Below are 6890 nucleotides of genomic sequence, written 5' to 3'. Positions count from 1 at the left end.
CTTGTTGGCACCGGCCACGTCGATCGGGCCGTTGTTGCTGATGAGGCCCACCGCGTGGCCGCCGATGTGCGCCTGCGCGCAGACCGTGGCGGCGCCGTAGAGCGCCTTGAATTCGAGGATGTCGGACCCGTCGGTGATGCGGGCCATGACCTCGCGCATGTCGACCGGTTCGCGGTGGTGCGGGGGCATCAAGGCCAGCAGGTCGTCGGCGTCGAACCGCAGCGCCGGTGCGGGGGCCCGTGGCGGCAGCTGCCAGCCGGTGCGCGCCACGATGTCGCGCGCCAGGCCCAGCGCCTCACGGTCGTCTTCGGCCAGGTGCTCGCCCAGCCCTGAGACCGTGGTGTGCATCTCGGCGCCGCCCAGTTCTTCTTCGGTCGCCACCTCACCGGTCGCGGCCATGAGCAACGGCGGCCCGGCCAGGAAGGCGCGCGAACGGCCGCGCACCATGATCACCCCGTCCGACAGACCGGGCATGTAGGCGCCCCCGGCCGTGCCCGAGCCGTGCTGCACCGTGATGACGGGCAGGCCCGCGGCCGAGAGGCGCGCGAGGTTGCGGAACAGGCCGCCGCCGAGCACGAAGCCTTCGACCTGGTACTTCATCAGGTTCGCGCCCGCGCTCTCGACCAGGTGCACGAAGGGCAGCCGGTTTTCCAGCGCGATCTCCTGCACGCGCAGGATCTTCTCCAGCCCGCGCGGCTGGATGGCGCCGGCCTCGATGCCCGAGTCGCTGGCCACCACCATGCAGCGCACGCCGCCGATGAAGCCGATGCCGGTCAGCATGCCGCCGCCGGGCACCGACTTGTCGGGGTCCTTCGTGTCCTGCAGAAAGCCGGCCAGCGAACACAGCGGCAGCCAGGGCGCGCCCGGGTCCAGCAGCAGGCCGATGCGTTCGCGCGGCAGCAGCTGGCCACGCTTGTGGAACACCGGCGCCGATTTCGCCGAGGCCTGCGCGGCACGCTCTTCCAGCGAGCGCAGCTGGGCGATGCGCGCCAGCATGGCGGCGCGGCGCTGCGCGGCCTGCGGGCTGTGTGGGTTGAAAGACGAATCAAAACTCAAGACTGGAACACATTGGGCGTGACCGCGCGGTGGAAGCCGTCGAAGGGTTGGACCGCGTCGCGCTGCTGCACCTCGGCGCTCGCCGCCACCTGGCCCCAGCCCATGCGCACCTGGGGCCGTGCGCCGTCCACCCGCAGCACCGTGCCGCTGACGAAGCTGGCCGCGGGTGAGAGCAGGAAGACGATGGCGGCCGAGGTCTCGGCCTCGTTGCCGAACCGCCCCAGCGGCACGGTGGTGCGCATCTCGCGCAGCATCGGCCCGGCCTCGGGCGGGTAGTGGTCCATGCCGCTGGAGGCGATGTAGCCCGGCGCGACCGCGTTCACGCGCACGCCGCTTTTGGCCCACTCCAGGGCCGCGGTTTCGGTGAAGCTGACCATGCCCGCGCGCGCGGCGCCGCTGTGGCCCATGCCGGGCATGGAACCCCACATGTCGGCCACGATGTTGACGATGGCCCCGCCGTGCGCCGCCATGCTCTGCAGGTAGCACTCGCGCGCCACCAGGAAACCGCCGGTGAGGTTGGTGTCGATCACCGCTTGCCAGCCCTTGGCGCTGATCTTTTCCAGCGGGGTGATGTACTGGCCGCCCGCGTTGTTGACCAGGCCGTCGATGCGACCGTGCGCCTGCACCGCGTTGGCCACCATGGACTTGACACCCTCTTCACTGCGGATGTCGCAGACGTGGAGGCTCGCCTGCCCGCCGTCGTGTGCGATCTCGGCGGCTGTGGTCTGCAGCTTGTCCAGGTTGCGGCCGACCAGCACCACCTGGGCGCCCAGGCGCGCCAGTTCATGTGCCGTGCAGCGGCCGATACCCGAGCCGCCGCCGGTCACCATGACCACCCGACCGGCAAACAGGCCGTCGCGGAATACGGAGCCAAACCGTTTGTTCATGCGCGCTCTTTCAAAAACAGTTGCAGCGCCGCTTCGGCCAGATCGTCGAGCGAGGCCTTGCGACCCGGGTCGTACCACTGCACCGCCCAGTTGAGCGCGCCAAAGATCATCAGCCGGGCCAGGCTGGTGTTGCCCTGCAGTTCGCCCCGGTCGTGCAGGGCCTGCAGCACCGGCACCCAGACGGCTTCGTACTCGCGCCGCAGTTCGTTGACGGCCTGGCGCTGCACCTCGGACAGCGAGCGCCACTCGTACAGCATGACCGGGATGAAGTCGCTGTCGGTGCCCAGCAGCACCTCCAGGTGGCTGCGCACCAGCACGCGCAGGCAGTCGCGCGCGCTCAGCGCGGTGCCCGGCGCGGCGGCCGCCTGCATGGCGCCGGCCTGGCGGCCGGTGGCGCGCTGCATGCCTTCGAGCATCACGGCCGCGAGCAGCGATTCCTTGTTCTCAAAGTGGTAGAACGGCGAGCCCGAGCGCATGCCGGCGGCGGTGGCGATGTCGCGCGTGCTGGTGGCGGCAAAGCCCTGCTGACGGAACAGGCGGGCCGCGGCGCGCAGCAGTTCCTGGCGGCGGTTGCCGTCGTCGCGTTCGTCGGCGGTCTTGCGGGGGCGGCCCCGGGTGCGGCGCGGTTCGGCCTCCGGGGGGGCCGGTGACGTGTCGGTGGCGGTCTGGCTCATGCGGCCGGACCTTAGCAGTCCGGCCTATTTTTGGCAAGCACTTGCTCTGTGAAATTAAGGACCGCTGGTCACGCGCCGCTCAAGCCGCCGCCAGAGCTGCCGAAAACGACGCAGGCCCTTCAACCCTGCCCCATGACCGCCCACGTTCCCGACCCCGACATCCCTGCCCACCTCCAGGCCATCGTGCGCCGGGCGCTGGAGCAGACGGTCAATGGCGTGGTGGTCTCCGACGCGACGCAGCCGGGCAACCCCATCGTCTACGTGAACGGCGGCTTCACCCGCCTGACCGGTTACCCGTTCGCCGAGGTGCTGGGGCGCAGCTGCAACTTCCTGCAAGGCCAGGAGCGCGAGCAGGCCGGCGTGCGGCGGCTGCGCGAAGCCATTGCCCGCGGCGAGGACGCTATCGTGGTGGTGCGCAACTACCGGCGCGACGGCTCGCTGTTCTGGAACCGGGTCGAACTGAGCCCGGTGCGCGACACGGTCACCGGCGCCGTGACGCATTTTTTTGCGCTGCAGACCGACGTGACGCTCGAACGCGAAGCCGAAGAAGCGGCCCAGGTGCGCGCGGTCGGGCTGGAACGCGCCATCGGCGCCCACCCGCTGGGCCTGATCGCGCTGGACGACCAGGACCGCGTGCAGCTGTTCAGCCCGGCCTGCACCGACCTGCTGGGCCTGGCGGCCGACGAGGCCCTGGGCCTGGACACGGCGGCCCTGACCGACCGCATCGCGCAGGACGGGAACGCCAGCACCGCCCGGCTGGCGTGGCCCACGCCGCCCGACAAAACCCTGTGGGAACTGCACGCGCCGCAGCACCGGGTGATCGAGGTCTCGGCCTCGCCCCTGGGCACGCTCACAGGACAGCGGCTGGTCCTGCTGCGCGACGTGACGGAGCAGCGCGCGCAGCAGGCCACGCGCGACCATTTCCTGGCCACCGCCGCGCACGAGCTGCGCACGCCGCTGGGCAGCATCCGCGGCTTCACCGAACTGCTGCTGATGCGCCGCTACAGCGCCGAAGAATCGCGCCCCTTGCTGGAGACGGTGCTCAAGCAGTCGCTGCGGCTGAGCGGCATGCTGGACGATCTGCTGGACCTGGCGCAGCTGGACGAGCGGGGCGGCGAAGCCTTTGCCCTGTCGGCGGTGGACCTGCTGCCCGTGGTGCGGCAGGCGGCCGATGTGATCGAACTGCCCGGCCAGAAGCACTGCCTGCAGCTGGCGCTGCCGCGCGAACCGGTGCGGGTGCTGGGCCACGGCGCGCGGCTGGAGCAGGTGCTCATCAACCTGCTGTCCAACGCGGTCAAGTATTCGCCCGACGGCGGCACCATCACCTGCCGCGTGCAGGCGGCCGACGCCGACGGCCTGTGCCGCCTCTCGGTCAGCGACCAGGGCCTGGGACTGTCCGAGCAGGACCAGGCCCGGCTGTTCACCCGCTTCTTCCGCGCCAACCCGGGTGGGCCCATCCCGGGCACCGGGCTGGGCCTGTGCATCGTCAAAGAAATGGTCGACCGCATGGGCGGCCGCATCGCCGTGGCCAGCCGCCTGGGCGAAGGCACCACGTTCACCCTGTTCCTGCAGCCGGCCGAAGCGGCCGCCGCTGCGCCCGCCACCACCGAGAAAGCCGCACCATGACCACCCTCCCCGCCTTTGACGACGCCGGCCTCTTCGAAACCCTGTTGCCGCTGACCGCGGAGCAGCTGGACGCCTTGCCGTTCGGCGTGATCGGCTTCGACGCCGCGGGCCGCGTCGTGCACTACAACCGCACCGAGGCCCAGGCCGCCGCCTTCGATGCGGCGCAGGTGATCGGCCAGCACGTCTTCATCGAGCTGGCGCCCTGCATGAACAACTACCTGGTGGCGGGCCGCTTCGAAGACCCGGCCGCACCCGCGCTGGACGAGGTGCTGCCCTGGGTGCTGACCTTCCGCATGCGGCCCACGCCGGTGCGCCTGCGCCTGCTGGCCCGGCACGACGCCGGGACCCGCTACGTGCTGGTCCAGCGCAGCGGGAGCAAGGCGTGAGCCACGCCCCCACGCCGGACGGCCTGCCGGTGGCGGACGACACGCTGGACGCCCGCGCCCTGCTGGAATTCCTGCACCTGGCGCCGGTGGGCCTGCTGCGCATGCGGCCGGACGGCCACATCCTCATGATGAACCCGGCCGCGGCCCAGCTGCTGAGCCACCTGGGCTTTGGCCCCGGGGAACCCAACCTGCTGGACATGCTGGACCCGGTGTCGCCGGACCTGCGCACCCTGCTGCACGTGTTCAAGGGCAGCCACGGCCCCGTGTTCGAACACTACCGCGTGAACCTGCCCGAAGGACCGGACGAGCGGCGGCCGCTGGCACTGGCGTTCAGCGCGCTCATGCTGCCGTCCGATCCGCACAGCCTGATGGTGGTGGTGACCGAAGAGTCGAACGCCGTGCGGCTGGAACGCCTGCGCAAGGGTTGGCAGCGGTGAACACCCCGTGGTGGCGGCATCCGGCCCTGCTGCAGCGTTTTCTGGACGGCGTGCTGCGCGCCGAGATGGCGCGGCTGCGCCCCGGCGGATGGGCCGCTGCGCAAGACCTGTGGGCGCCCGGGCGGCACTGGCTGCACGAGCTGGGCGCCGATTCACTGGAACTGATGGCGCTGGCCGTCGCGCTGGGCGCAGCGGTGGACCTGCCCGACGCCGAGGCCGCCGACGCCCTGTTTGACAACCCCACCCCCAGCCACTGGGCCCAGATCGCGGCCGGTTGCCTGGACCGACAGCCCGACCGCATGCGCTACCGCAGCTCGGGCAGCACCGGCGAGCCCCGCTGGCACACCCACCGGCTGGCCGATCTGGTGCAGGAAATGCAGGCCATGGGCACGGCGCTGGGCGAGGTGCAACGCATCGTCTCGGCCGTGCCCTGCCACCACATCTACGGCCACCTGTTCGGCGTGCTGCTGCCCTGGGCCACGGGCCGGCCGGACCTGCCCTTCCTGTCGCTGCACGGCCGCGCGCCCCTGGTGCTGGGGGCGCAGCTGCGCCCGGGCGATCTGGTGCTGGGCTTTCCCGACTGGTGGCGCCTGGTCGCGTCGCAGGACGTGGCCTGGCCGGACGGCGTGACCGGCGTGACCTCCACCGCCCCCTGCCCGGACGAACTCGCACGGGCGCTGGCGCGGCAGGGGCTGCCCCGCCTGGTGCAGGTGTACGGCAGCAGCGAAACCGCAGGCGTGGGCTGGCGCGACCAGCCCGGGCAGCCGTTTGGCCTGCACCCGTTCTGGCAACGCGACGACCACGGCGACACCCTGGTGCGCGAACACGCCGGCGGTGACCGCTCGCACGCTGCCGCACCGGACGCGCTGCGCTGGGCGGGCAGCCGGCAGTTCTGGCCCGGCGAGCGCCGCGACGGCGCGGTGCAGGTGGGCGGCGTCAACGTCTTCCCCGGCGCCGTGCGCGCGCTGCTGCGGGGCCACCCGGACGTGAAGGACGTGGCGGTGCGCCTGCACGACTTTGGCGGTCAGCCACGCCTGAAAGCTTACGTGGTGCCCTGGCCGGAAGCAGACCCCGGCCCGCTGGCCGAGCACCTGCGCCAGTGGGCGGCCGAGCGCCTGCCGGCGCCAGCCCGCCCGGCCCACATCGCGATCGGGCCGGCGCTGCCGGTCACCGCCGAAGGCAAGGCGCGCGACTGGCCGCTGCCCGCGCACCACTGATCGAAAAATCCCGTTTTTAGGGATTGTTGATCATTGAAAATCTGGTTTTTCGGAATTTAGACGGCGACTAGGATGTGTCGTCTTTCATTTTTCCGGAGACCTTCAATGAAAAAACTGCTTTCCCTCCTGGCCGTGGTCATGACCCTCGGCCTGGGCACCGCCCACTTCGACGCCGAGGCCAAGCGCATCGGCGGCGGCAAATCCCTGGGCATGCAACGCCAGGCCACGCCGGCCAAGGCCCCCGACGCCACGCCGAGCGCGACCCCGGCCGCCGCCGGTGCCGCTGGCGCGGCCGCGGCCGCCCCCAAGCGCAGCTGGATGGGCCCCGTCGCCGGCCTGGCCGCGGGCCTGGGCCTGGCCGCGCTGGCCTCGCACCTGGGCTTCGGTGAAGAGCTGGCCAACATGCTGATGATCGGTTTGCTGGTCATGGCGGTGCTCGCCGTCATCGGCTTCATCATGCGCAAGAAGGCCGCCCAGCAAGGCGGTGGCGTGGCCTACGCCGGTGCGAACGCGGGTGCCGGCCAGGGTGGCGGCGCCGCTGCCGGTCAGCAGAACAACACCTTCCGCATGCCGCCCACGCAGCCGGCGCAGCCCTCGTTCGGACAGG

At 71.4% G+C, this 6890-nt stretch carries 7 protein-coding genes and 1 pseudogene; 5 read left to right on the top strand and 3 right to left on the bottom strand.

Annotated features, from left to right (window positions below; translation table 11 throughout):
• The 3 genes from ACR2JA_RS07800 to ACR2JA_RS07790 form a co-directional block, all read right to left on the bottom strand.
• A partial coding sequence (locus ACR2JA_RS07800) for an acyl-CoA carboxylase subunit beta (protein WP_434008529.1) occupies positions 1–996 on the bottom strand: 996 nt, incomplete at its 3' end.
• A gap of 56 nt (positions 997–1052) precedes the next feature.
• Entirely contained in the window at positions 1053–1943 is an 891-nt protein-coding gene (locus tag ACR2JA_RS07795) for an SDR family oxidoreductase (protein ID WP_434008528.1), read from the bottom strand.
• A complete protein-coding gene (locus ACR2JA_RS07790) occupies positions 1940–2617 on the bottom strand; it encodes a TetR/AcrR family transcriptional regulator (RefSeq protein WP_434008527.1) in 678 nt (225 codons plus the stop codon). The genes ACR2JA_RS07795 and ACR2JA_RS07790 overlap by 4 nt, the downstream gene beginning before the upstream one ends.
• Positions 2618–2749: 132 nt before the next feature.
• Here ACR2JA_RS07790 and ACR2JA_RS07785 point away from each other — a divergent pair, with 132 nt between their 5' ends.
• The 5 genes and pseudogenes from ACR2JA_RS07785 to ACR2JA_RS07765 all read left to right on the top strand — a co-directional run.
• A complete protein-coding gene (locus ACR2JA_RS07785) occupies positions 2750–4243 on the top strand; it encodes an ATP-binding protein (RefSeq protein ID WP_434008526.1) in 1494 nt (497 codons plus the stop codon).
• Positions 4240–4629 (top strand): PAS domain-containing protein, encoded by a 390-nt coding sequence (locus ACR2JA_RS07780; RefSeq protein WP_434008525.1) that lies wholly within the window; start codon positions 4240–4242, stop codon positions 4627–4629. Before ACR2JA_RS07785 ends, ACR2JA_RS07780 begins: the two co-directional genes overlap by 4 nt.
• The gene (locus ACR2JA_RS07775) at positions 4626–5066 is read left to right on the top strand and encodes a hypothetical protein (protein WP_434008524.1); all 441 of its coding nucleotides are present in this window, start codon (positions 4626–4628) and stop codon (positions 5064–5066) included. The genes ACR2JA_RS07780 and ACR2JA_RS07775 overlap by 4 nt, the downstream gene beginning before the upstream one ends.
• A complete protein-coding gene (locus tag ACR2JA_RS07770) occupies positions 5063–6283 on the top strand; it encodes an AMP-binding enzyme (protein ID WP_434008523.1) in 1221 nt (406 codons plus the stop codon). The genes ACR2JA_RS07775 and ACR2JA_RS07770 overlap by 4 nt, the downstream gene beginning before the upstream one ends.
• A 105-nt stretch (positions 6284–6388) precedes the next feature.
• A pseudogene (locus tag ACR2JA_RS07765) lies at positions 6389–6890 on the top strand (Tim44 domain-containing protein); the annotation flags it as partial.

It is taken from the genome of Hydrogenophaga sp. (assembly GCF_051007235.1).
GTDB lineage: Bacteria > Pseudomonadota > Gammaproteobacteria > Burkholderiales > Burkholderiaceae_C > Hydrogenophaga.
Note: the sequence above shows the minus strand (reverse complement) of the source record. Positions and strands in the feature narration are given on the sequence as shown.

Coding starts and splice junctions, on each gene's coding strand:
- ACR2JA_RS07795 (WP_434008528.1), bottom strand. CDS start 1,943: ATGAACAAACGGTTTGGCTCCGTATTCCGCGACGGCCTGTTTGCCGGT.
- ACR2JA_RS07790 (WP_434008527.1), bottom strand. CDS start 2,617: ATGAGCCAGACCGCCACCGACACGTCACCGGCCCCCCCGGAGGCCGAA.
- ACR2JA_RS07785 (WP_434008526.1), top strand. CDS start 2,750: ATGACCGCCCACGTTCCCGACCCCGACATCCCTGCCCACCTCCAGGCC.
- ACR2JA_RS07780 (WP_434008525.1), top strand. CDS start 4,240: ATGACCACCCTCCCCGCCTTTGACGACGCCGGCCTCTTCGAAACCCTG.